Annotated in this window: 28 protein-coding genes; 9 read left to right on the forward strand and 19 right to left on the reverse strand. The window is 46.7% G+C overall.

Annotated features, from left to right (window positions below):
- Nucleotides 1-100: 100 nt before the first annotated feature.
- The gene (aspA, locus tag MXM41_RS11490; RefSeq protein ID WP_325932055.1) at nucleotides 101-1,537 is read right to left on the reverse strand and encodes an aspartate ammonia-lyase; all 1,437 of its coding nucleotides are present in this window, start codon (nucleotides 1,535-1,537) and stop codon (nucleotides 101-103) included.
- A 335-nt stretch (nucleotides 1,538-1,872) separates the two neighbouring features.
- Here aspA and MXM41_RS11495 point away from each other — a divergent pair, with 335 nt between their 5' ends.
- The gene (locus MXM41_RS11495) at nucleotides 1,873-2,343 is read left to right on the forward strand and encodes an FxsA family protein (RefSeq protein ID WP_325932563.1); all 471 of its coding nucleotides are present in this window, start codon (nucleotides 1,873-1,875) and stop codon (nucleotides 2,341-2,343) included.
- Between the two features lie 72 nt (nucleotides 2,344-2,415).
- Here the strand turns inward: MXM41_RS11495 and yjeH are convergent, their stop codons facing one another.
- Nucleotides 2,416-3,654, reverse strand: a complete 1,239-nt coding sequence (gene yjeH, locus MXM41_RS11500; RefSeq protein WP_325932056.1) for an L-methionine/branched-chain amino acid transporter — start codon at nucleotides 3,652-3,654, stop codon at nucleotides 2,416-2,418.
- Nucleotides 3,655-3,830: 176 nt separating this feature from the next.
- On the opposite strand from yjeH, the gene MXM41_RS11505 reads away from it, so the two are divergent.
- The 3 genes from MXM41_RS11505 (at nucleotide 3,831) to MXM41_RS11515 (ending at nucleotide 6,304) form a co-directional block, all read left to right on the forward strand.
- The gene (locus MXM41_RS11505) at nucleotides 3,831-4,124 is read left to right on the forward strand and encodes a co-chaperone GroES (protein ID WP_032616151.1); all 294 of its coding nucleotides are present in this window, start codon (nucleotides 3,831-3,833) and stop codon (nucleotides 4,122-4,124) included.
- A 44-nt stretch (nucleotides 4,125-4,168) separates the two neighbouring features.
- Nucleotides 4,169-5,815, forward strand: a complete 1,647-nt coding sequence (gene groL, locus MXM41_RS11510) for a chaperonin GroEL (protein ID WP_325932057.1) — start codon at nucleotides 4,169-4,171, stop codon at nucleotides 5,813-5,815.
- A 135-nt stretch (nucleotides 5,816-5,950) separates the two neighbouring features.
- A complete protein-coding gene (locus MXM41_RS11515) occupies nucleotides 5,951-6,304 on the forward strand; it encodes a DUF4156 domain-containing protein (RefSeq protein WP_325932058.1) in 354 nt (117 codons plus the stop codon).
- A 201-nt stretch (nucleotides 6,305-6,505) separates the two neighbouring features.
- On the opposite strand, the gene yjeJ is transcribed toward MXM41_RS11515, so the two are convergent.
- From yjeJ to MXM41_RS11575, 12 genes are all read right to left on the reverse strand, one after another.
- Nucleotides 6,506-7,360 carry a YjeJ family protein gene (yjeJ, locus tag MXM41_RS11520; protein WP_325932059.1) on the reverse strand — a complete coding sequence of 285 codons (855 nt, stop codon included), beginning with the start codon at nucleotides 7,358-7,360 and terminating at the stop codon, nucleotides 6,506-6,508.
- 18 nt (nucleotides 7,361-7,378) lie between these two features.
- Complete coding sequence (locus MXM41_RS11525; RefSeq protein ID WP_325932060.1) at nucleotides 7,379-9,511, reverse strand: peptidase domain-containing ABC transporter; 2,133 nt, start codon at nucleotides 9,509-9,511, stop codon at nucleotides 7,379-7,381.
- Entirely contained in the window at nucleotides 9,508-10,797 is a 1,290-nt protein-coding gene (locus tag MXM41_RS11530; RefSeq protein WP_325932061.1) for an HlyD family secretion protein, read from the reverse strand. Before MXM41_RS11530 ends, MXM41_RS11525 begins: the two co-directional genes overlap by 4 nt.
- Nucleotides 10,798-11,011: 214 nt before the next feature.
- Nucleotides 11,012-11,335 (reverse strand): hypothetical protein, encoded by a 324-nt coding sequence (locus MXM41_RS11535; RefSeq protein ID WP_325932062.1) that lies wholly within the window; start codon nucleotides 11,333-11,335, stop codon nucleotides 11,012-11,014.
- A gap of 41 nt (nucleotides 11,336-11,376) precedes the next feature.
- Nucleotides 11,377-11,703, reverse strand: coding sequence for a hypothetical protein (locus MXM41_RS11540; protein WP_325932063.1), 327 nt, complete (start codon nucleotides 11,701-11,703; stop codon nucleotides 11,377-11,379).
- 27 nt (nucleotides 11,704-11,730) lie between these two features.
- Nucleotides 11,731-12,057 carry a hypothetical protein gene (locus MXM41_RS11545; protein WP_325932064.1) on the reverse strand — a complete coding sequence of 109 codons (327 nt, stop codon included), beginning with the start codon at nucleotides 12,055-12,057 and terminating at the stop codon, nucleotides 11,731-11,733.
- A 36-nt stretch (nucleotides 12,058-12,093) separates the two neighbouring features.
- Nucleotides 12,094-12,420, reverse strand: a complete 327-nt coding sequence (locus MXM41_RS11550) for a hypothetical protein (protein ID WP_325932065.1) — start codon at nucleotides 12,418-12,420, stop codon at nucleotides 12,094-12,096.
- Nucleotides 12,421-12,613: 193 nt separating this feature from the next.
- Entirely contained in the window at nucleotides 12,614-12,847 is a 234-nt protein-coding gene (locus MXM41_RS11555; RefSeq protein WP_325932066.1) for a hypothetical protein, read from the reverse strand.
- Between the two features lie 192 nt (nucleotides 12,848-13,039).
- On the reverse strand, nucleotides 13,040-14,065 hold the full coding sequence (locus tag MXM41_RS11560) for a fimbrial protein (protein ID WP_325932067.1): 1,026 nt from the start codon (nucleotides 14,063-14,065) through the stop codon (nucleotides 13,040-13,042).
- A 26-nt stretch (nucleotides 14,066-14,091) separates the two neighbouring features.
- Complete coding sequence (locus MXM41_RS11565) at nucleotides 14,092-16,638, reverse strand: fimbria/pilus outer membrane usher protein (protein ID WP_418936786.1); 2,547 nt, start codon at nucleotides 16,636-16,638, stop codon at nucleotides 14,092-14,094.
- Nucleotides 16,639-16,672: 34 nt separating this feature from the next.
- Nucleotides 16,673-17,365 carry a molecular chaperone gene (locus MXM41_RS11570; RefSeq protein ID WP_325932068.1) on the reverse strand — a complete coding sequence of 231 codons (693 nt, stop codon included), beginning with the start codon at nucleotides 17,363-17,365 and terminating at the stop codon, nucleotides 16,673-16,675.
- A 57-nt stretch (nucleotides 17,366-17,422) separates the two neighbouring features.
- Nucleotides 17,423-17,983: a fimbrial protein gene (locus MXM41_RS11575; RefSeq protein WP_325932069.1), complete on the reverse strand. Its 561-nt coding sequence runs from the start codon at nucleotides 17,981-17,983 to the stop codon at nucleotides 17,423-17,425.
- Nucleotides 17,984-18,782: 799 nt separating this feature from the next.
- Here MXM41_RS11575 and MXM41_RS11580 point away from each other — a divergent pair.
- A complete protein-coding gene (locus MXM41_RS11580; RefSeq protein WP_325932070.1) occupies nucleotides 18,783-19,346 on the forward strand; it encodes a winged helix-turn-helix domain-containing protein in 564 nt (187 codons plus the stop codon).
- 55 nt (nucleotides 19,347-19,401) lie between these two features.
- Here MXM41_RS11580 and epmB read toward each other — a convergent pair whose 3' ends face one another.
- Nucleotides 19,402-20,430, reverse strand: coding sequence for an EF-P beta-lysylation protein EpmB (epmB, locus tag MXM41_RS11585; RefSeq protein ID WP_325932071.1), 1,029 nt, complete (start codon nucleotides 20,428-20,430; stop codon nucleotides 19,402-19,404).
- Between the two features lie 40 nt (nucleotides 20,431-20,470).
- Here epmB and efp point away from each other — a divergent pair, with 40 nt between their 5' ends.
- From efp to ecnB, 3 genes are all read left to right on the forward strand, one after another.
- The gene (gene efp / locus MXM41_RS11590) at nucleotides 20,471-21,037 is read left to right on the forward strand and encodes an elongation factor P (RefSeq protein WP_010427766.1); all 567 of its coding nucleotides are present in this window, start codon (nucleotides 20,471-20,473) and stop codon (nucleotides 21,035-21,037) included.
- A 94-nt stretch (nucleotides 21,038-21,131) separates the two neighbouring features.
- Nucleotides 21,132-21,233, forward strand: coding sequence for an entericidin A/B family lipoprotein (locus MXM41_RS11595; RefSeq protein WP_418936787.1), 102 nt, complete (start codon nucleotides 21,132-21,134; stop codon nucleotides 21,231-21,233).
- A gap of 106 nt (nucleotides 21,234-21,339) precedes the next feature.
- On the forward strand, nucleotides 21,340-21,486 hold the full coding sequence (gene ecnB, locus MXM41_RS11600; protein WP_250587252.1) for a lipoprotein toxin entericidin B: 147 nt from the start codon (nucleotides 21,340-21,342) through the stop codon (nucleotides 21,484-21,486).
- Between the two features lie 63 nt (nucleotides 21,487-21,549).
- On the opposite strand, the gene MXM41_RS11605 is transcribed toward ecnB, so the two are convergent.
- On the reverse strand, nucleotides 21,550-22,137 hold the full coding sequence (locus tag MXM41_RS11605) for a LuxR C-terminal-related transcriptional regulator (protein WP_325932075.1): 588 nt from the start codon (nucleotides 22,135-22,137) through the stop codon (nucleotides 21,550-21,552).
- 260 nt (nucleotides 22,138-22,397) lie between these two features.
- Here MXM41_RS11605 and sugE point away from each other — a divergent pair, with 260 nt between their 5' ends.
- On the forward strand, nucleotides 22,398-22,715 hold the full coding sequence (gene sugE, locus MXM41_RS11610; protein WP_006178944.1) for a quaternary ammonium compound efflux SMR transporter SugE: 318 nt from the start codon (nucleotides 22,398-22,400) through the stop codon (nucleotides 22,713-22,715).
- Here sugE and blc read toward each other — a convergent pair.
- From blc to frdC, 3 genes are all read right to left on the reverse strand, one after another.
- Nucleotides 22,712-23,242, reverse strand: a complete 531-nt coding sequence (gene blc / locus MXM41_RS11615) for an outer membrane lipoprotein Blc (protein ID WP_325932076.1) — start codon at nucleotides 23,240-23,242, stop codon at nucleotides 22,712-22,714. The genes sugE and blc overlap by 4 nt on opposite strands.
- 87 nt (nucleotides 23,243-23,329) lie before the next feature.
- Nucleotides 23,330-23,689 (reverse strand): fumarate reductase subunit FrdD, encoded by a 360-nt coding sequence (gene frdD / locus MXM41_RS11620; protein ID WP_325932077.1) that lies wholly within the window; start codon nucleotides 23,687-23,689, stop codon nucleotides 23,330-23,332.
- 10 nt (nucleotides 23,690-23,699) lie between these two features.
- Nucleotides 23,700-24,095: a fumarate reductase subunit FrdC gene (gene frdC, locus MXM41_RS11625; RefSeq protein ID WP_106994030.1), complete on the reverse strand. Its 396-nt coding sequence runs from the start codon at nucleotides 24,093-24,095 to the stop codon at nucleotides 23,700-23,702.
- Between the last annotated feature and the right edge of the window lie 6 nt (nucleotides 24,096-24,101).

Consider the following 24,101-nt stretch of genomic DNA (forward strand, 5'->3'; position numbering starts at 1 on the left):
TTTATTAACAAGTTGATATTAAATTGTTGTGTTTTGGTAACGCCTAAAAAGAAAAAAGGCACGTCATTTGACGTGCCTTCATGAAGTTTAACCTGAACTGTTATTGTTCACTTTCATCCGTATATCTTTTTGCTTTATAGGCCGGGTGCATTAAGTTTTGCGCCGAGAAGATATCATCCAACTCGGCTTCTGTCAGCAGGCCACGCTCAAGTACGACCTCTCGTACGCTTTTACCGGTTTCGGCACAGATCTTACCGACGATGTCGCCGTTGTGGTGACCGATGAACGGGTTAAGGTAGGTCACGATGCCGATGGAGTTATAAACGTAGCTTTCACATACCGCTTTGTTAGCGGTGATACCGTTGATGCATTTTTCCAGCAGGTTGTAGCAGGCGTTGGTCAGAATGTGAATGGATTCGAACATCGCCTGGCCAATCACCGGCTCCATCACGTTCAGCTGCAGCTGGCCAGCTTCAGAAGCCATGGTGACGGTAATGTCATTGCCGATGACTTTGAAGCATACCTGATTTACCACTTCAGGTACGACCGGGTTCACTTTAGCTGGCATGATGGAAGAACCCGCCTGCAGTTCCGGCAGGTTGATTTCGTTCAGACCGGCACGAGGCCCGGAAGAGAGCAGGCGCAGGTCGTTACAGATTTTGGACAGTTTCACCGCCAGGCGTTTCAGCGCGCTGTGCACCATCACGTAGGCGCCGCAGTCGGAGGTCGCTTCAATCAGGTCTTCTGCCGGAACAACCGCCAGGTTGGAGACTTCGGCCAGCTTCTGCACTGCCAGCTGCTGATAGCCGTCCGGCGTATTCAGACGCGTACCGATGGCCGTTGCGCCGAGGTTCACCTCCAGCAGCAGTTCAGAAGTGCGCATCAGGTTTTTCGTTTCTTCGTTCAGCAGCACGTTAAACGCGTGGAACTCCTGACCGAGGGTCATCGGCACGGCGTCCTGCAGCTGGGTACGACCCATTTTCAGGATGTCCTGGAATTCGACGGCCTTGTTCTGGAACCCTTCGCCCAGTTGGTTAATCGCATCAACCAGCTTCACAACAGAGGCGTATACGGCGATACGGAAACCGGTCGGGTAGGCGTCGTTGGTGGACTGACATTTATTGACGTGATCGTTCGGGTTCAGGTACTGGTACTCACCCTTCTGGTGGCCCATCAGTTCGAGACCGATGTTTGCCAGCACCTCGTTGGTATTCATGTTCACCGATGTACCCGCGCCGCCCTGATAGACGTCGACCGGGAACTGATCCATGCACTTGCCGTTGTTCAGCACTTCATCGCAGGCGGCGATAATGGTATTGGCGATGTTTTTAGGGATAGTTTGCAGCTCTTTGTTAGCCATGGCTGCCGCTTTCTTCACCATCACCATGCCGCGTACAAATTCAGGGATATCGCTGATTTTGCTGTTGCTGATGTAGAAGTTTTCAATCGCTCTCAGAGTGTGAACACCATAGTAGGCATCCGCTGGAACTTCCCTGGTACCCAACAAATCTTCTTCGATACGAATGTTGTTTAACATGTGAACCTTCTTTTCAAGCTGCCGATTGATGTACTAAACACACAGTACATATGTGGTTATGTCTATTTTCTGACCGACGATTATCCCCTGAATCGACCAGATACCCGGAATGATATGCTGATGATAGCGAATTGCCGTAACCTGGATCACTTATTATGGACCCGATGGCATGATATTTATTAATCTGTGAAATGAATCACCGCTTTAATATTTCCAGAAAAAATATCCGTGCAAACCGATTGAATTTTGACTAAACGCCCTCATTTCTGACTGACGCGAACCGCAAATTCATACCGACAGAGGCCTTAATGGCGTCTGCCACACAGGAGAAGCCAGTGCGCTGGATACCGTTAGCTGCAATCTTTCTCTATGTTTACATAGAGATTTCTATTTTTATTCAGGTCGCCCATGTGTTTGGCGTCCTGTTGACGCTGATTCTGGTCATTTTCACATCGGTGATTGGCATGTCGCTGGTGCGTAATCAGGGTTTCAAAAACTTCCTGTTAATGCAGCAGAAGATGGCCGCAGGCGAAAGTCCGGCGGCGGAGATGGTCAAAAGCGTGTCGCTGATTATCGCCGGTCTGCTGCTGCTGTTGCCGGGTTTCTTTACCGATTTCCTTGGTCTGCTGCTGCTGTTGCCGCCAGTGCAAAAACACCTGACCCTGAAGCTGATGCCGCATTTACGTTTCAACCGCATGCCGGGCGGCGGGTTTAGCGCCGGAACGGGCGGGGGAGAAACCTTTGACGGGGAGTATCACCGCAAAGACGAGCAGCACGATCGCCTGGATCATAAAGACGACCGTTGATTGTTTGCCGGATGGCGCTGCGCTTATCTGGCTTACGGAGCCTGTAGGCCCTGTAAGCGAAGCGCCACCGGGCTACACAACACCCCGCTTCGGCAAAAACAGCCACAACCCTGCCAGCATCACAATGGCGTAGAGGCTCTTCCATCCCACCATCGCCAGCAGCAGTAAACAGAGCAACCCACCGATAACAGCCAGCGCTTTATACCGACCTTTCAGCAGTCGACATCCCGCCAGCATGCACAGCAGATAGATCATAATGAAGATGCCGTTGGCATAGACGATAAGCGCGTCGAGGTTGATGTCCAGCCAGTAGATCGCCAGCGTGCTTAACACGCAACAGCCCAGCACTGTATTCAGTGCGTTCAGGGGAAGCTGGCGTTTAGACAGCCGTGCGAGACGGCTTTCCGGCTTATACAGCGCCTGAGACCACACCAGCCGGGCAAAGCTCTGGATGTAGATATTCAGACTGGCGAAGCAGGCGAGGTAGCCTATCACGCAGGCGATCCACAGCGCCTTCACGCCAAAAAGCTGCACCACAATGGACGGTAGCGAGGCCGCCGCGGCCATATCCGCGCCATAGGCGGTGAAGTGGAGCACCAGTACCGTACAGGCCCAGTAAACCGAGCCCGCCAGTAGCAAACCGATCATCAGGGCGCGCGGGAAATCACGTTCCGGCTGCTTAAACTCTGAGGCCAGATGCGCGAAGGCTTCGAGGCCGACGAAACACCAGAACATGACGGAAAGCGCGGCAAAAAGCTGAGACTGGTCGATATCGGTTAACGCAGGAAAGGGGATGGCGGTGACGTGAATATCTCCCGCCCACCAGATGGCGGCAATCAGTGCCACAATCAGGACAGCAACCAGGGTTTGCAGGTTGGCGCTGGAACTGGCCCCGCGAGAGCCGACCCACCAGACGATGGCCAACGTACCCAGTTCAGCCAGCAGCAGTTGCGCGTCATGCCAGCCAAACAGCGCCTGGCCAAAACCCGTCGCGATATGCAGGGCGGCAGGTAGGCCTACGGGAATGACGGAGAGGAAGAGCCAGCCGGTGACGCGCTCCAGGCGCGGGCCAAACGCCATGCCGACAAAATGGGCCACCCCACCCGCGCTCGGAAAGTGTCGCCCGAGAATGGCAAAGACAACCGCTACCGGGAACACCAGCACAATGAGTACCGGCCAGGCCCACAGGCTGTTATCACCCGCAACCAGGGCCGCCAGCGCCGGTACGGCAAACACGCCTGTACCTAATAAAGAGGTTGAAAGTAAGCCAACACCCTGCGCGAGTCCCAGCTCCTGTTTGAGTCCACTCATTCCGTTGTCCTGCCGCCATAAAAGAGAGGGGATGGTAACACTTTCACAAATTTTTTTTCGACTACCCCTTGAAGGGGTAAAACCCCATCCCCATCTCTCAGGGCACTAGCCGGAAAACCGCTTACGGCCCGGCGTCACCCATAACTGATAATGACTTTCTCAAAGGAGAGCTATCAATGAGTATTCGTCCGTTACATGATCGTGTGATCGTCAAACGTAAAGAAGTTGAAACCAAATCTGCGGGCGGCATCGTTCTGACCGGTTCTGCAGCAGCAAAATCAACTCGTGGCGAAATCATCGCTGTCGGTAAGGGTCGCATTCTGGAAAACGGAAATGTGCAGCCGCTGGACGTTAAAGTTGGTGACATCGTCATTTTCAACGATGGCTACGGTGTGAAGTCCGAGAAGATCGATAATGAAGAAGTACTGATCATGTCCGAAAGCGACATTCTGGCAATTGTTGAAGCGTAATCCGCGAACGACACTGAACATACGAATTTAAGGGAAAGATTAAAATGGCAGCTAAAGACGTAAAATTCGGTAACGACGCTCGTGTGAAAATGCTGCGCGGCGTAAACGTACTGGCAGATGCAGTTAAAGTGACCCTGGGCCCGAAAGGCCGTAACGTGGTTCTGGACAAATCCTTCGGCGCGCCGACCATCACCAAAGATGGCGTTTCCGTAGCGCGTGAAATCGAGCTGGAAGACAAGTTCGAAAACATGGGTGCCCAGATGGTGAAAGAAGTTGCCTCTAAAGCGAACGACGCTGCAGGTGACGGCACCACCACCGCAACTGTACTGGCGCAGGCTATCATCACTGAAGGTCTGAAAGCCGTTGCTGCGGGTATGAACCCGATGGATCTGAAACGTGGTATCGACAAAGCTGTCGCTTCCGCTGTTGAAGAGCTGAAAGCGCTGTCCGTACCGTGCTCTGACTCTAAAGCCATTGCTCAGGTTGGTACTATCTCCGCTAACTCCGACGAAACCGTAGGTAAACTGATCGCAGAAGCGATGGATAAAGTCGGTAAAGAAGGCGTGATCACCGTTGAAGACGGTACCGGCCTGGAAGACGAACTGGACGTGGTTGAAGGTATGCAGTTTGACCGCGGTTACCTGTCCCCATACTTCATCAACAAACCAGAAACTGGCGCTGTTGAGCTGGAAAGCCCGTTCATCCTGCTGGCTGATAAGAAAATCTCTAACATCCGCGAAATGCTGCCAGTGCTGGAAGCCGTTGCGAAAGCAGGCAAGCCGCTGGTTATCATCGCTGAAGACGTTGAAGGCGAAGCGCTGGCGACCCTGGTGGTTAACACCATGCGTGGTATCGTGAAAGTTGCTGCCGTTAAAGCTCCGGGCTTCGGCGATCGTCGTAAAGCGATGCTGCAGGATATCGCTACCCTGACTGGCGGTACCGTCATCTCTGAAGAGATCGGTATGGAGCTGGAAAAAGCGACGCTGGAAGATCTTGGCCAGGCGAAACGCGTTGTGATCAACAAAGACACCACCACCATCATTGATGGCGTGGGTGAAGAAGATGCAATTCAGGGCCGCGTGACTCAGATCCGTAAGCAGATCGAAGAAGCGACCTCTGACTACGATCGTGAAAAACTGCAGGAGCGCGTAGCGAAACTGGCAGGCGGTGTAGCAGTAATCAAAGTCGGTGCAGCCACCGAAGTTGAGATGAAAGAGAAGAAAGCACGCGTTGATGACGCCCTGCACGCGACCCGTGCTGCGGTAGAAGAAGGCGTGGTTGCGGGTGGTGGTGTTGCGCTGGTTCGCGTTGCAGCTAAACTGTCTGGCCTGACCGCTCAGAACGAAGATCAGAACGTGGGTATCAAAGTTGCGCTGCGCGCAATGGAAGCACCTCTGCGTCAGATCGTTTCCAACGCCGGTGAAGAGCCGTCTGTTGTAACAAACAATGTGAAAGCAGGCGAAGGTAACTACGGTTACAACGCAGCGACCGAAGAGTACGGCAACATGATCGACTTCGGTATCCTGGACCCAACTAAAGTAACTCGTTCTGCGCTGCAGTACGCGGCTTCCGTTGCTGGCCTGATGATCACCACCGAGTGCATGGTCACCGACCTGCCGAAAAGCGACGCGCCTGACTTAGGTGCTGCTGGCGGCATGGGTGGCATGGGTGGAATGGGCGGCATGATGTAATCATGTTGTTCTGCACCTCGCAGAAATGAACAAACCCCCGGTCAGAAATGATCGGGGGTTTTTCTTTTGGTCATCTTTTTAGTATAAGGTTCAGACAGGACAGCAGTTGTCCATCTTATGAATTTGAGGAATAACATGCGCGTAAAAGTCTGGGCAGGGATCGTAGGGGCAGCGTTGCTGCTGGCGGGTTGCAGTTCTGGTAATGAATTAACAGCTGGCGGGCAGAGCGTTCGCTTTGTTGAAGATAAACCTGGCAGCGAATGCCAGCTGGTTGGCACCGCCACCGGTAAACAGAGTAACTGGCTGTCTGGTCAGCATGGGGAAGAGGGTGGCTCAATGCGTGGCGCAGCCAATGCCTTGCGGAACCAGGCGGCTGCAATGGGCGGTAATGTGATCTATGGCGTGAGCAGCCCGACGCAGGGAATGCTGTCCAGCTTTGTGCCTACCGCCAGCGAAATGCAGGGCCAGGTTTATAAGTGTCCGAATTAAAAATGTAAAAAAAGGCCTCGGAGAATAGCTTCATCGAGGCCAAAATGAGGGTAATACTTGTCAAAAGATAGAACTTTCTCGTTCTTTACCCAGCAATGAGAAATGCAAACAACGAGCTTCTGCATTAAATAAAGAATAAAGTCGCTTCTGCTACTTTGTTCTTTATGTACCCACATCCTTGTAAGAGTACTGGTTACTTTATTAAGCTTTATGCATCCGCAGGGCTTTATGAAACTCTGCGAGAGGTTGAAGCGCTTCATTTGGGGAGGGCAGACCATATTTTTCAAAAGCCAGAGGGGTGCTCTTAATCATGGCTAACTGATTACAATACGGCATCAGCCTTTTGCTTTTCGAGGCAAAGTTCCTTGCTATTTCATTCATTTCTTGTTCATTTATCGCAGCATGAGCTTTAACGACTGCACCAAGTTTTAATTCAAGTCCATCTTTATTTTCGAGGCCATAAATGATGAGGTAAAACTGACTGAATAAATCAAGCTTCCACTGTTCATTTTCAATCAGACTGTAATCAATCGTACCATTTTGATTAAACTCGGCGTCGTAAATGGGTGAGTAATTTAGTCCAGCAGAGAACAGGGCTACCAGATTATCACTTTTGACATTACCTAAAGCTCTGGCAATCGCAAGCATCATAAAGTGAATCTGTAAATCAGAAATTGTGATGTGATGCAAGGTCTCATTTTTTAATATTAAAACAAGCTTAAATTCATGCTCAGTAAAGCTTACAGATAAGGAACTTACCAGGTAGTCTGCGTTCGGTTGCTCTACCTCTTGCTGCTCAATTACCGGTATATGATTCACCAGCTCTTGATTTGTGCTTTCAACAGAGGTTGTCATCTCTTGCTGGTTGTTTACGACACCAGTTTGCAGAGACACTAATCTGTTCTGCAGAATCATCATCAGATCTCGAAGTTCTTGTCCCTGCAAATAGAACATATGAGTCTGGTCATGGCTTGTTTTAATCTTGAGTGCCATTGCCATGAAACCTTGTTCATGCATGAGAATGCCGGTGTTTAATCCTTTGAGATAATTAATCATATTAGTCCCTTATATACATTATGCCTGAATTGAATGGGTGTGCTTACCATATTGAGATAAATCAATCACACGGTCTGCTGATGCGATAGTGGAAGGTCTATGTGCGACGATAACACGGGTAATTTTTAGGCTTGAAATTGAATTATTAATAAACGATTCGTTTGCCAAATCGAGGTGGCTGGTAGCCTCATCCATAAAGAGAATGCTCGGCTGGCGATAAAGTGCACGAGCAATAAGAATACGTTGCTTTTGTCCGCCAGAAATACCCAGGCCCAACTCACCGACAATAGACTCATACGCCATGGGCATACGCATTATCTCATCATGGATATTACAGTATTGCGCACAGGCAACAATACGTTCCTGATCCGGATTGTCCTCAAAACTACAGATATTATCCGCAATGGATCCGGAGAATAGGCGATCTTCTTGCAGCACACAGGCTGTACTCATTCGATAGTTATTTAACCCAATTTTTGAAATATCAAGTTCATCAGCCATTACGGTGCCACTGGTAGGCAGCAATAATCCGCACATGACTTTAAGTAACGTTGTTTTACCTACCCCTGAAGGACCAATAATCGCGACAGATTCACCGGGTTGAATTGTAAGATTAAGATCGCTAAAAATGGGCCGTGAGAAAGGATCGTACTGATAGGTTAAATCTTTAACTTCCAGCACAACACCTTTATTAGGTTCAAATACACGACGCTGGGGCATTTCAGCTTCCGGTTCACTGAACACAATTTCCGAAAGACGTTCGTTGTGCAGGGAGAGCATTCGCATCTGCATAATCAGGTCGATAAGGCTGGATGCACGCTGAGCAAACTGACCGCGGTAGGCGTTAAATGCCATGAACATACCGAGCGTCATATTATTATCAATGACCATTACGGCACCTATCCATAAGATCGCCACTTGATCGATACTGTTAATAAAGGCATTAAAGCCGCCAAACATCATGTCAAAACGGGTTTGTTTGATACCCGCATTGCAAGCTTCAATGTTGATGTTTAGCCAGTGCTTTGAACGCCGCTCCTTAAGATTAAGAGCTTTGATAGTGGAGATGCCGTACAGGGATTCCATAAAATGCGAACCGGAACGCGCACTTTTGATGACTTGTTCTTCTGATATACGGCGATAGAAGTTGTAGGTTCCAAATCGCATCAGCGCATAGCATAACGTAAATCCAAGAACGACCCATACCAGCCAGCCCCCGTACAGGAACATCATGACCAGCAGGCCGACGGTCATGATGACATCAATGATACCGGTGACGATGCTGTTCGTAAAAGTTGAGCGAATAACATCCAGAGAAGAAAAACGCGACTGAATATCACCGAGATGACGCTTCTCGAAAAAACTCAGCGGTAGACTACTCAGGTGATCAAACAAGGTTGTTTTCCACTGGATATCTGTCAGCGTATTCAGGGTGAGTGAAGTCCATGCGCGAATCATGCTGACAAAGGTGCGGAATAACGTAAAGACCACTAAACCGATACAGATCACAGATAGCAGGCTATGGTCATGGGCGATAATCACATGGTCTGTTACGAGCTGTGTGCCAATTGGCATCAACAGGTTGATAGCCTCGACCACTACCGATAGCGCAAATATTTTGACCAGTGCAGGTTTAAGCCCGTTGATATTTTTCATCAAATCAACGAGGCGCAAACGACTTTTTGCTTTCTCTTGCTGAAAGTTGTTACCAGGCCAGAGCTCCATGGCTACGCCAGTAAAATGATTAGACATTTCCTGAACGCCAATAATACGCTTCCCTAACGCAGGATCGTGGACAACAAATGTTGAACGCTTGACCTTAGTCAGGACGACGTAATGATTCATACTCCAGTGCAAAATACATGGAAGCTTCAGTTGCCTTATTTCATCCAAATCCAGAGAGAGCGCACGGTTTTTCAGCCCTGCATGTTCTGCAATTTTGCTTAATTCAAGAAGGTTTACGCCATGGGATGAACTTCCAAAACGTTGGCGAAAATTAAATAAATCAATTTCCAGACCATGATAACCGGAAACCATAGACAAACATGCTATACCACATTCTGAGGTTTCTGCCTGCAATATCACCGGCGTTTTTTTACGCAGAGAAAAATTCAGCTTAGAAAGAATTGATGTAAATAATTCATTTGTCATTGGATCGGCCCACTAATACTTTGTGAAATTTTATAAAACGGCGTAAACATCCACATGTAAAGTGGTCGTTCTTCAAGGAAAACAATCGCCTGTGCTTTTAACCCATTAGAAAGAGATAATTCTTTATCATTATATTTGAATGACTTGTCATTTATCTCAACTAAGGTTTTATAAAGAGCGAGTTCTTGTTGATTCATTGCATTCACGTTATTAACGTTTGTATATTCAGCCATTTCCTGACGAGATGCTGGCACTGATGAAATCGTTGCGATTTTACCAGGAAATTGCCCAAATTTATCAGAGGGGAAAGCGTCATAGCGTATATTCACCGTATCCCCGGGTTTAACATAAGGAATGCTATTATTCGGTAGCCATAAAACTAAATAATATTTTACGTTGCCGGTAGGTTTTATCTGTACGAGACTGCTTCCCTTATCAACCATTTGACCAACGGTGACAGAGATTGACTCAATTTTGCCACTGGCCGTAGCTTTAATGACCATATTGCCATTAGCATTGGATTCAACCATCTGATTTTTAAAGTCATTAATATTGTTGCGCTGACCGGTAATTTGGTTGTCAAAGTCCGCTGCTTTGGTGACAATATCGCTTTTCAGCTGTGTTAGCTGAGACTCTTGCTGCATTCTTTGGCTGGTTAAAGATTGATAAGCACTTTGCTGCTGGAAATACAAAGAGTGCTGATAATTATACTGATCCTTCGTAATTAAACCTTTACGTAAGTAATTATCATAGCTCTTCAAATTTTTGCGCATTTCGTTGAGGCCAATCTTGGTATTTTTCAGCATGGATTCTGTTTCTACCAGTGCACTGTTGAATTGACTCACCTGTTCATTGAGGGCGTTTAATGTTTCATGTTTGTTTTTAGTGATTTTTTTGATGATTTCTTCAGCATTTGCAATTTTATCTGCAATGGCTTTGCTCATGAAATCCGAAACATTGCCCGTACTGGTGCTACGTGATACATCTATCTCGTACAGCGGCGTTCCTTTTTCAACAAGATCGCCAGGTTTTACATACTGCTTTATCACGTATCCTTGTTGCGAAGAGAAAACATTAATAGAGTGGGGCAGCGTTATCACTTCACCTCTAACATCAATACGCTGCGTATAGTTACATAAGAATAAAGTGAGTATGAGTACTGTAAGAAATGCGAGTGAGAGCAAGGATATTAACCACGCAGGCATCCCTGCGAGTAATAAAACTTTCCCTTTCCAATAGTATTTTTTATACTCAATCGCTTCCTTGCGATATATGCTTTTTTTCATTGGTATTCATTTTACCTGTCGAATGGTTTATAAAGCGTTCAAGACATATATTTTTAGAATGAAACAATAATCCTTTATGCTATTTTAATGGTACATATTAATAGGGTATTGAGATGAAATGAAATTTATATAAGCTTAATTGATATTTTAAGGCTGATAAATGATGGACAAAGAAAAGACCCATTAGGGTCTTTTCTGTTTTTATGCTTGGGTATTAATGCGCCCACGGCACAAACTGGCCATCCGCGATATTATTGAGTGATTTTTCATTTAACGCCAGAACGGAATCCCAGCCTACAGCAAACCCACCTACAGCCCCGGTAACAGCCCCCATTGCAAGGCCCCAGAACATGCCAACAAGGTTAGAAAGCAGGCCAAAACCGAGAAGCCCACCGTTGGCACCGGATTGAGTTCCGCCAATGAGCGTACCCCAGACGGCAGCGGTGACAGCGCCCAGTGCTGCGCCGCCCAGACGGTCAATCAGGCCTGGGGTGCCAGCAGCAATGTGCTCCATTTCAAAACTGTTAAGTTCTTTCACAATAATATTCCCTTATTTAATTGTCATGGCACAATTATTAATTAATGCGCCCACGGCACAAACTGGCCATCCGCGATATTATTGAGTGATTTTTCATTCAACGCCAGGACCGCATCCCAGCCCACAGCAAACCCACCTACTGCCCCGGTAACAGCCCCCATTGCAAGGCCCCAGAACATGCCAACAAGGTTAGAAAGCAGACCAAAACCGAGCAGCCCGCCGTTGGCGCCGGATTGCGTTCCGCCAATGAGCGTACCCCAGACGGCAGCGGTGAGTGCGCCCAGAGCTGCGCCGCCGATACGGTCAATCAGGCCACCTAAGGTGCCAGCTGCAACGTGTTCCATTTCAAATGTGGTTAGCTCTTTCATAGAATTATCCTTTAAGTTTAAACGAAATTACTGAGACCATGGAACAAACTGACCATCAAGCAGGTTATTGAAGGTTTTTTCTGTCAGGGCCACAGTTTTATCCCAACCTTGTGCAAAAGCTGAAAGTCCACCGCCAATGGCGCCAGTAGCAAGACCCCAGAACATGCCAACAAGGTTACCAAAACCACCGAAACCAAGCAGGCCACCGTTAGCGCCGGACTGGGTTCCACCGATTAAAGTACCCCAAACTCCCCAGGTCGCTGCGCCTAAAGCAGCTGCGGCGATACGGGTGAATATATTATCCTGAACGCCAGCAGCAATTTGTTCCATTTCGAAAACGTTAAGTTCTTTCATACTAATATTCCTTTATTAATTGAATGATATATATTTTTATTGCGACCAAGGAGTATATTGGCCATCAGCGGTGTTATTAAACGTTTTTTCTGAGAGTGCTAAAGTTTTATCCCAGCCGTGAACAAAGGCTGATACGCCGCCAAGTACAGCACCCCAGGCAAGCCCCCAAAACATACCGACAATATTACCAATTAACCCAAAACCGAGCAGACCGCCGTTTGCTCCGCCTTGCGTACCGCCAATCAAAGTGCCCCAAACTCCCCAGGTTACTGCTCCCACTACTGTTGCAGCTAAACGTGAAGCCAGAGTATCGATTGTTCCAGCGGAAATCTGTTCCATTTCAAGAACGCTGAGTTCTTTCATGATAAATTCCTGTTTATGACAATACATATATTGAAATTAAATAACTTCAATATGTTAGAACGATAAGATCTTTATAATCGTGTTTACCTCCGGCGGTAAGTTATTTGTTAATAAATCGCTGTATGCTAGCCATGAAAGACCAGAAACAGCTTCATCATAGTTTATTGAAAATGCAAACCCTTCGGACCGATCGTTACCAACCAAAAATGGAATTTACAACATCGACTAAACCAATTTTTTGGACGATCTTAGCTAAATCTCTTCCTGCTGAGGCCCCAAACATTTTTTTCATGTTGTCCATGAAAGGATCAACTACAGGATCAGAGTTTTTAGGGTTTGTAATGCGATAGAGAAGTGAGCCTAAACTATCCAGAATAGGTCCTGCACCATCAACATGTTGCATTTCGTGATTGGATAAAACTCTCATAATTTCAATTTATCCTATGTAATTTAAATATTCATTGAAATAAAGTCGGCCTTGATATCACCGACAAGCAAATTGTTGCATTAATATAATAACCAAGTCAACATGACGGGCTTAATTAATTGATGATTTAAGATGTTCTTATATAAAAAATAAGGCATAGATTAGTATGCCTTATTTTTAATTTAAGCGAGGTTATTTCTCTTGCAGTACTATTTCCAACAACCCGGTAACATTGCCTGGGGAGATATCCGTGGATAATCGATAATAATCAACATTGAACTTAATTTGTTGTGTCGCTTTGGTGTTATTTATTTGGTAGTCATCATAGTCATAAAAATTTACAGGAGTTACACCTTGCTTCACGATTAAAGCAACATCCTTGGCCCCGCCAGCAGCGAAGCTTGTTGTGTTTGACAAGACGCCAGCTTTACTTTCGGTACCAGATATAGGGTTAAACCAGTAGTTATAATTTAACTTTTGAGCATCTCCAGGACAGGTCATATCTAAAATCACTTCCTTACCTTTACCTGTAGCATTGGAAGGTGATATTTTTTTCAGATCGGCCGCTTCTATAGGGTCAAGTTTGACCATATTTCCCCCCCTGGGCGTTAAATTACATGAAGTTTCTCGGTACTTGACTGCACCCATATTCAAGGTAACCCGAAGGAGGAGCGTGTTTGCAGTTAAAGAATTAACCTGTCCTGACCTACCTGCTGCATATCTGATAACAATAGCAGGAGCCGTCGTCGTCGAAGTATCAATAATAGGTTTCGTTTTTATTAACCAGACAGTCCATTGTTTAATACCTGAAGTTGCTTTTGCTGTTAAAGGATAAGTACCGATCTTTGCAACCACAGGCCGACCAGGTTCACCTGATAAAGCATCTGATACTTGAAATCCAATACCATCTATACCCGTTTCATAGACGGCCTTGCCGCCCATTCCCGTTACGCCCGGGACTTGAGCGAGCGAACCGATATCAATTCGATAAAGATCCGGATCGGCGGATGTGATATCGCAACCATAGAAAGTTTTCATGCTGGAGATACCTATGGTTTTCGCATACAGTATACTTCCTACGGGTAAACTATTATCTGATAGAAGCCTGGGGTTCAGCGTAAGGCCAACGCCACCTGTGTTACCTAAATATTTGCAGTCGGCGATACTCTGCGTACTGAAAAACAGCAGACTGATGATAAATAATACGTGTCTTTTCATAACGTTCCTTTTGCCCCGTTATCCTTTTAGCGGCATACGGCTGTTGTCTGGCGTAATTGTTCGTTTGTATCGGACAGGTTATATGTTGCCTTACATTGCTGATCGGAATTTTTTCCCCACTGAACGGCAAGTTCTCCACTATCTTGCAAGCCTGACAGATAAACCATTCCCCCGTCGCTCACAATACTCGCAGGCGCATCCAGTTTTGATGCAGGTACAACAGTGGCACCAAATGGAACAGCATTGCCATTCGAAGTTAGCAACTTAATAAATGCGCGGCGGCCAATATTCCCTTTAAAATTAAGACGTGTAATAGCACCCCGCGTTGGAACCGATTTTTTACTGGTTTCAGGTAGTTCCATCTCATCACCCAGAGTTGTGCTATCCAGTGTTAGCGTATTGCGGCGGTAAGGACTCAAGTAAGGATAAATGGCATAACCGCGATAATCCGTTTCGATTGTTTGATCATTCTCTATACGTACGCCGCTCAGCCCTGGTGCTTTAATCAGGCCCGCTGTGTCTGACATTTCCTGGCCGAGCGTAATTCCATCGGCGTGAGCCATAATAGAGCCGCTTAGCCCGTAATTAATCAACTGGCTATGCTTGTTATAGCTGTAATTACCAGTAGCGGTTCCTTGTGAGCCACGATAGGTACCGTACACACCGCCGCTTGTACTGTCTCTGTTGCTATATCCTTGCTGCACGTTCCAGTCGAGATTATTGTTTTCAAGGGCAACCCCGCTTAACGAGACGTAATGTTCAGTAGAGCCTGGATTACTATTGTTGACCTGATAGGACGCGTAAGCATTAGGTAACCACTGGCTGAGAGGTACCGAGATGCTCAGTGAGAACAGATGATCATCTTCCTTAGCGCGATCTGAGTTACTGTTTTTCCATGTATAACGACTGTAGTTGTAGCCTAAGTAGTAGTTAATCCGACCCCAACCACCGTTGTAGCCGATGCTTAGCGATTTATTACGGCGTTTGCTATCCCAGTAATCTTCGAAGAGAGCTGAGACTGAGATGCTGCCAAGTCCGTCACCAATGTTTTGATTGACGGTCAGATTCGTTCTGTTACGTAACGAACGAGGAGAATAAGTGCCAACGTCATTATTATAAGATTCAAGGACGTCAGTGAGTGTATTAAACCCCTTCGTTGAATAACGATAACCCGCAACAGTTATATTTGTGCCGGTTTCGAGAATGTTTTTACCGTAACGTAAACGCCATGACTGGCCTGATTTTTTACCCTCATTTTTGATTTTGGACCATGCCTGCGTGATGTCTGCGGAAAGCGCTCCGAGACTGCCGAGATTATGTCCAATGCCGAAAGCCAGAGCCTGGTACTTAGAAGCAGCCTGCAAACCGCTATAAAGCGTCATATTACTAAGTACACCACGACTTATCGTAGCCTGGGTAAAAGGTGTTTCATCCGTATTATTATTGTACGAACGGTATTTACCGCTGGTAATCTCATACTCAGTCTGTCCCTGACGAAGCATCAAGGGCAGTGAAGCATAAGGCACGATGTAATTCTGTTTCGTACCATCAGACTCTTCTATAGTGACATAGAGATCGCCATTACCGCCTGTGGCATAGATATCCGTAATTTCAAATGCTCCAGGCGCGACAAATGCCTGATAAATTTGATAGCCGTTCTGTTTTATTACTACACGGGCATTTGTTTTGGCGATACCTCGTACAACCGGAGCATAGCCGCGCAGGCTATCTGGTAGCATATCGACATCGGTCGCAAGCTGAACGCCAGTAAACGGAACGCTGTCAAAAATGCTGGATAGCGAAGAACTTTCACCCACAACAAGCGTACTGTTCAAGGGAACTATGTTGCGTTGAGCATAGAGATAGACTGAATCCCATTTCCCATTATCAGTATTGGTTTTATTCCAAGTGCTCAAATTTCGTAAACGCCATGCCCCGACATTCAGGCCTGACTGAAGATTAAGTCCGTAATTTTCGTTTTCAATCTGGAAATCTTTACTGCCATTGAATTGATAATTAGCGAATAAGGCATTGATCCCTTCATCAAATTCTTCGGCAGGAATGTAACCCTGCGCGGTATTGTCCAGTGCCGCTTGCGGGATTGAAATTGAAAGTTGTTGTTTATTAAAGTTGAACTCACTTTTAAAATCAGGAATAATATCTGTATTAGTACAACCTGTAATATCTTCTTTAAGACCAGGGAAAGCGCTTATGCGTAACCCGTAACGTTTAAGTCTTTCAAGACTTAAGCAAGGTACAAGTACAGTTTTCCCTTGATCATTGTTAACTTTTTTTTCAACAAACAAGATGGTTGCTATTTCTTTGTAATCGCTGTTCAGCAATATTTCAACACGATACTCCCCCGGAGACTGTGCATCTCTGGAGGAAAAGATAGTGAGATCAGGTATCGCAGAGGTATTTTTTTGACCAACTGAGCTAATGAATGCAGGGTCAAAAAAGTCACGAGCCGATGCTTCGTTACAGAGACCAACAATTATAGCTGGCACCAGTACGGAAAATTTTGAAGATACTACAGCAAGAAAGCTATCCCATTTTTTTATAGATGCAGACATATTTTCACCCTGGTTGGTCTGAAAACAATCATCATCAAAGCGATGATGTATGTGTTGATCCTGATCCACCATTTTCAGTAGCAACTTTCCAGGTAATCTGATGACCATCAGTGCCTGTCGGGAGCGCCACTTCTTTCGTTGTAAATGGATCGATATGAGCAACAGTCTCTTTCAATTCTTTCCCGTTAATCAGAACGGATTTAAAATAGATAAAGAAAGGTGTGGGGTTTTTTACTGCTAATTTATTTTGTGTTTTTCGCCACTCAAGTTTATTAGCTTCAGTATCGATATTTAGATTCTGGATAGCTTTAGGGCGATAGATAAGCCGCATTCGATGACGAACAGCAAGTTGCAGTTTATTATCACTTTCAATGCTGTTATCCGTAGGCGGAATAGACATCACATTGAAAAAATAAACGCTGTCACGATCTTTTGGTGCTTTGGAGATGTAAGCGTTTGGAAAAATACGCACAGTATTTTTCTGTTTGGCTTCCAGACGGAAAAGTGGAGGAGTGACCATGAAATATGAGTTATTCTCACCATCGGCTGCCTCAATCCATGATTTCATGAGAAAAGGACTATCGTCCTTATTTTCCATTTGGGCACTAATTTCGCGATTCCCTTCTTTATAGAGATAACGCGTTGACTCAATTACGACACCACTATTAGCAATATTGCACATTGCCAGCGTGGCTAAAGCAATAAGCTGACACATCGTCTTACGCATAATTCATTCCCTGAATTAAAAAAACGGAGCCTGCCAGAGGCAGACTCCGTAAAGGTATTAGTAAGTGATAGTAAAGGTTGCAACACCTTTTACTTCACCTGCTTCAACGCCAGCAGCGGTTTTAACGTACGCAGCTTTGTATGTCAGCAGAGTTGGTGTATCTGAAGCATATGCAACAGTTTTAGGCTTGCTGCCATCAAACTGAACGCGAGTTGAATCGCTGTTGATCAAAGCCAGGCCAGCATTCTTAGCCGGGTTTGCAGCCTGGTTGCTCAGAATATCTGGAGTACCAGAAATATATTCACCTGAAACGTTAACGCTCAGGTTACCAGCGAAATCTTTACCGTCTTTTTTACAATCAGTAACTTTGTAAGTGATGTCTTTAGCAGAAGCCAGGGACGGGGTATTAACATCCAAAGCTTCTAATGCAGACACTTTAATATCGTCCAGCACAACTGTGCCACCAGTGATGGAGCCATACGGGGTGATATTACAGGACTCATCAGTATCAGTTACGGTACCGTGAATAACGATTTGAGCAGTGTTACCTGCAGCGAAAGCCTGAGCGCTCAGAACTGCAGCAGCAGCAACCATAACAGCAATAATATTTTTTTTCATTTACTTAATCCATGTTTTACGAATAACCATTTCTGTATTAAATAGAATTTCCTTGGTTATCTGGCGATTCTATTTTTCTCCCTCTTATACGCGGCTTTGCCGATTGGGGGCAGGCCAGTATCAAACTTGACGTACTAGCCCGGCTGATATAGGCGGGCCCGGCGTACTGAGGCGAGGAGTAATCTATTCGCTTTCATCAGGAGCCGCATGTGAATTTTTTTTGAAATAAATATCACGCTTTTTTTCGGTGGGGATTATATTTGTTGGGATTATAGTATTTGGTGGTGAGTTATTTTACATGTATATTATTATCAATATTTATTGCTTATTCTGTTGTTTTCATAAAATTTATATGTGGTCAAATAGTCTGCGTGCATATCGGGTATTGCCGGGTTTGGTCCCGTTAATAGTGCATCCTTGCTTCAAGGATAGAGATGATGAAACCATGAGTGAATTGGAAGTTAATCTCCATATTTCTCAAGTAATTACGAGGTTCAGTTACAGAAAATGGTTACTGTGAGGTAACAGTGAAATGATTATGATTGCATCATCTTTTCAAGTAATGCTTTAAGTGTGAATATATTATCATTTAAGATTAAATTGAAGGGTTTCATTGATCCTGAGCTGCTTTTTCAGTTCTGCTAAGAAATTTTCTAAATTGTAATCGACTGTGTTAGTCTTCATGCCAAAGAAATTTTATTTTTATGCGTACGCTATTTATAAGCTGAAGTGTGTTCTTCATGCAGTCTCGGATAGACTGTGATCTTTAACTGTCTAAGCGAATAAGGAAATTCATAAAATGACATTCAATCAATTTATCATAAATAACGAAATAATTTTTGATGCTGATTCATTTGAGTTAAAGCCGATTAACAGTGTCGGTGAAGTCGTTGTACTCAATGCACCGACTTCACGCTGTTTACAACTTTTAATTGAACAAAAAAATGAGGTGGTATCAAGGGATGACTTTCTGGAGCAGGTCTGGTTAGCTCGTGGCATTGTGGTTTCACAAAATACGTTTTATCAGAACATTTCTTTATTACGCAAATCGTTAAAGAACAGTGGACTCACAGAAGACATCATTATTACCGTACGTCGTAAGGGATTTACACTCGCGCCGAATACGATTTTGCAACCCTATGAAGATGTAACAAGAGACGCATTAACTGCTGTTGGCGCCTCGTCAGTGGCTGCACATCCAACAAAGGCGACATCCTCATCATTGAGCGATACGACGGGCAATCAGGTAACCAATATTAACCCAGCATCTTCGGAGAGCTTGTTGAAAGTCGCGCGCTGGCTTGTATTACTGGTTATTTTTTTGATTGTGCTGGAAATCGCCCTTTTTACGATTGGCAACTAACATCAGATAAACAAAGAGATAGCTTGCCTGTACGTATTAAGTCAGGCAAGTATGCTTAGCGTTGCTTCAATCCCAAATCCAGTGGCGTCTTACTTGGCTCCCCGCCTATCTCACGCGCCAGCTTTGGTACCATATAACCTGATACCAGCGTTAATAGCTCACGCACAATCGCCCGGGCTTCGTCGTCGCTCACCATAAAATGCGCAGCACCCTGCACTCGATCAAGCACATGAATATAGTAGGGCATAACGCCAGCGTCGAATAAAGCATTGCTCAGCCGGGCAAGCGCATGAGCATTATCGTTTACGCCGCGCAGCAGTACGCTCTGGTTAAGCAACGTTACCCCGGCCTGGCGCAGCTGAGACATCGCGTGGCGGAAGCTGTCGTCGATCTCATTGGCATGATTTATGTGGTTCACTAACAGGATCTGCAACGGCGAACGACCCAGCCGATCGGTCAGTTCTGTAGTGATGCGTGCCGGAATGACAATCGGTAAACGGCTATGAATGCGTAACCGCTTCATGTGGGGAATTGCTTCCAGCTGCGTAATTAACCAGTCCAGCTCGTGATCCTTCGCCATCAGGGGATCACCGCCGGAAAAGATGATCTCATCCAGTTCTGGATGGGAAGCAACGTAATCGAGTGCCACTTGCCAGTTGCGCTTATTGCCCTGGTTATCCGCATAGGGAAAATGGCGCCGGAAGCAATAGCGGCAATTTACCGCGCAGCCGCCTTTAACCAGCAGCAGCGCACGATTGCGATATTTATGCAGCAAGCCCGGGACAACGCTATTTTGTTCCTCAAGCGGGTCGGTGCTAAAACCGGGCGCGGAAAGAAACTCATCCTGGTTGGTAAGCACTTGTTTTAGAAGAGGATCGTCTGGATTTCCTTTTTCCATACGCGCCACAAAAGCTCGGGGAACGCGAAGTGGGAACAGACGTTTCGCTTCACGCCCGGCGCGAAGATGCTCGTTAGCATCCAGCTCTAACAGACGCAGCAGTTCATCGGGACTGGTGATTACATCAGCAAGTTGCGATAACCAATCTTCTCTGGACGGGGTATTTAGGGTTACAATATGCGCCATTTTGTGGCTTAGCTACCAGTTAACAATTTCAGAGGGCCTTATGGCGACTTACTATAGCAACGATTTTCGTGCCGGTCTTAAAATCATGATGGACGGCGAACCGTACGCGGTTGAAGCCAGCGAATTCGTTAAACCAGGTAAAGGCCAGGCATTCGCACGCGTTAAGCTGCGCCGCCTGCTGACCGGTACCCGTGTAGAGAAAACATTCAAATCCACCGACTCCGCTGAAGGCGCAGACGTTGTTGATATGAACCTGACCTACCTCTACAACGACGGTGAATTCTACCACTTCATGAACAATTCTACTTTCGAGCAGCTGTCAGCTGACGAGAAAGCCGTTGGTGACAGCGCTAAATGGCTGCTGGATCAGGCGGAGTGCATCGTGACCCTGTGGAACGGCCAGCCTATCGCTGTAACCCCACCAAACTTCGTTGAGCTGGAAATCGTTGAAACCGATCCAGGTCTGAAAGGCGATACCGCAGGTACTGGCGGCAAGCCAGCCAAGCTCTCTACCGGTGCAGTGGTTAAAGTTCCACTGTTCGTACAGACTGGCGAAGTCATCAAAGTAGATACCCGCTCTGGCGAATACGTTTCTCGCGTGAAGTAATTCATTCCGGGATGCAGGGCGCAGCAATCTGCTGCGCCTTATCCTTAAAGAAGGATCATGGACGATGCTGCGAACACTCAAAATTATATTGTTGATGGTTATCGCCAGCACTCTGCTTTCCGGCTGCAACACGGCTCGCGGCGTCGGGGAAGATATCAAAAGCCTGGGTAATGCGATTTCTCACGCTGCCTCCTGATACTCTCTAGTTTTCCTAAAAATAGTTCCTTTTCCGTCACTCGCCGGGATCCTGGCTATGCTTATGTTGCTGTACACAATAACTTTGCCTAAAAAAGGAAGACATTATGCTTAAGAAAACATGTGTAGCGATCTTTTCTGTCCTGGTGCTTTCATCAGTTTTAACCGCCTGTAATACCACTCGTGGTGTTGGTGAGGATATCTCTCAAGGCGGCAGCGCAATCTCTGGCGCAGCAACTAAAGCACAGAACTAAAGCACAGGCGTAATTTTGGGCGGTACGGTGCTGAATATCGAATCGCCGTACCCTCAGTTTTCTTTACGAGAGCGACAGGAACGGCGAATATCGCGTATCCATATGCAGTTTCATTCGAATATTGCGCTTGTAGGTGTAAACCGTCTTTCCGTGAATACTCAGTTTAGTGGCAATCTTCTGATTGCTGGCTCCCTCCATCCATAGCGTCAACACTTTCTCTTCCTGACGCGTAAGCAACGATGTTGCGACAGATGCTGGCTGGCTGACCTCCTGCGAGGCTAACGCTTCATTAATTACCTTCGACAGCTCATCAAGCGGGGTTGTTTTATCCAGCGATGCCCACAAGGGAAAGGTGCCCATAAATGACGACATTTCAGGGGATTCCTCAGAATGGAGCATAATAAAAGGCACGGTTTTACTGGCGCTCATCAGGGAGGAGAGCTGATGAACGTGGTGACTATCCGTTGTGAATCCCTGCAGGTCCGCAATCACCAGCGTCGGTTTCCACTGCAGGATATGCTCCCGGGCAAGAAAGAGATTGTTAAGGCCCGTCACCATCACAGGTGAAGAGAACAGCCCTGAATGATTGATCCACATTTCCAGGCCCATACGGGTGTAATGACACCGGTCAATCAAAAGAATTTTAAACATTTTTGTTTCGCAATCGGCAAAGTGTAGTCGCTTCCTGATATCAGGAAGTGTTCCATCATAAAGAAGTCGGATGAGTCATAAATGGCGGAATTTCGCTGCGAAATGCGTCTATTTCTTGCCTTCAATCACACGAAACAAACGAGTTGAAAAATGAATTCATGCTCTTCACAATATGAAATTCATTCACCTTGCAGGACGACCTGTAAGCGTTTCTCTCATCGGGGACGGCCCCAGACTGTTATTTACGTTAAGGAGCCTCTATGTCCTGGATTATTCTTTTTATTGCCGGTTTACTCGAAGTCGTATGGGCCATCGGCCTGAAATATACGCACGGGTTTACGCGCCTCACCCCCAGTGTGATTACCGTTACCGCCATGATTGTGAGTATTGTGCTGCTCTCGTGGGCTATGCGTTCGCTTCCGGTGGGAACGGCTTATGCTGTGTGGACGGGAATTGGTGCAGTAGGCGCGGCCATTACCGGCATTCTGTTGCTGGGCGAGTCTGCGAGCCTGGCGCGTATTGCCAGCCTCGCACTGATTGTTGCCGGTATCATCGGGCTGAAGCTCAGCACCCATTAATGGGGCTGTTCAACCCAGATGAGCTTACCGACATCAAATCCCTGACGGGTTGCAGAATCGATTAGCTTTTGTTTTATTTCATCTGAAATCGTTGGTGTGCGAGCGAGTATCCACAGGTAGTCGCGATCTGGCCCGCACACCAGCGCATGCTGATAATCGTTATCCAGCGCAATCACGTTATAGCCGCCATAAAAGGGGCCAATGAAGGAGACTTTCAGCGCGCCGGTGTCAGACGCGCCGGTAAAGTACGCTTTCCCTGTCACTTTTTGCCACATATCGCGTTCGGGGTTATAGCCCCGGTTGATAATCTGAATGCCGCCGTCGCTCATCAGGCTGTAGTGAGCAGTCACTTTTTGCAGACCACGCTCAAAACGATGATCAAAGCGGGCAATCTCATACCAGGTGCCCATAAATCGCTGGGCATCGAAGGGGCTGACGACGGTAACGCCCCGGGGCGGCGTGGGAGAGCTACAGGCAACAACCAGAAATGCAGCGGCAACGACGGCAATAACAGGCAGGATGCGCATAGCAGCGTCCCTTACAGGATTTTTGTTAAGTGTAGAACCTGTCAGGAATTTTGCTCTCCCACCCACGGGTGGGAGAGCGGAGCGGCATCACATAAAGACGACAGCTACCAGCGTAACCACGCTCAGAATGGCCGCCAGGCCGTAGAACACCCATTTACCGTTAGGAACGTGGATTTTCAGATCATGCATGGCGTGGTGAATACGGTGCAGACCACACCATAGCGGCAGGACAATCATCAGGAAGATGAAGATCCGGCCAATAAAGCTATGGGCAAAAGCCAGCACCCGCTCGTAGCTCAGCGCATCGCCAGGATAGAGTCCCAGCGGCAGCATAATGCCCACCAACAGAATAATGACCGGCGCGATAATAGCGCACCACATGCCGCCAGCGCCAAAGAGACCCCAAAAGACGGGCTCATCAGAACGTTTTGGATTTGGATTAATCACGGTGGTCTCCTTACCAGAACAGGGCTACGCCAAGTATCACCACGGTTACTACCGCAGTCACCGCCCAGAGCCCTTTAATGATTGGCTCTGGTCCCAGTTTTTCATTTTTAACGATGATATTTGCTGCTTTTGGCGCCAGTTCAAACCAGGTTTTAGTATGTAAGAGTGCCGCCGCCAGCACGATAATATTCAGGATCACCACAATCGGGTTCTGCAGGAACCCGACAAAACCGGCCCAGGTTTCCGGGCCGTGTTTAAGAGCAAACAGGCCGTACATCAGCTCAATACTGAACCATACCGCTGGCACTGCCGTACCTTCACGCAGCATATAGAAGCGATAAAACGGCAGATTTTTCCACCAGGTAGATGGCATCGGCCGTACATAGGCTTTGCGTTTAGTCGTCATCATGCA

Origin of the sequence: Leclercia adecarboxylata (assembly GCF_035787115.1) — a bacterium.
Taxonomy (GTDB): Bacteria; Pseudomonadota; Gammaproteobacteria; order Enterobacterales; family Enterobacteriaceae; genus Enterobacter; species Enterobacter adecarboxylatus_E.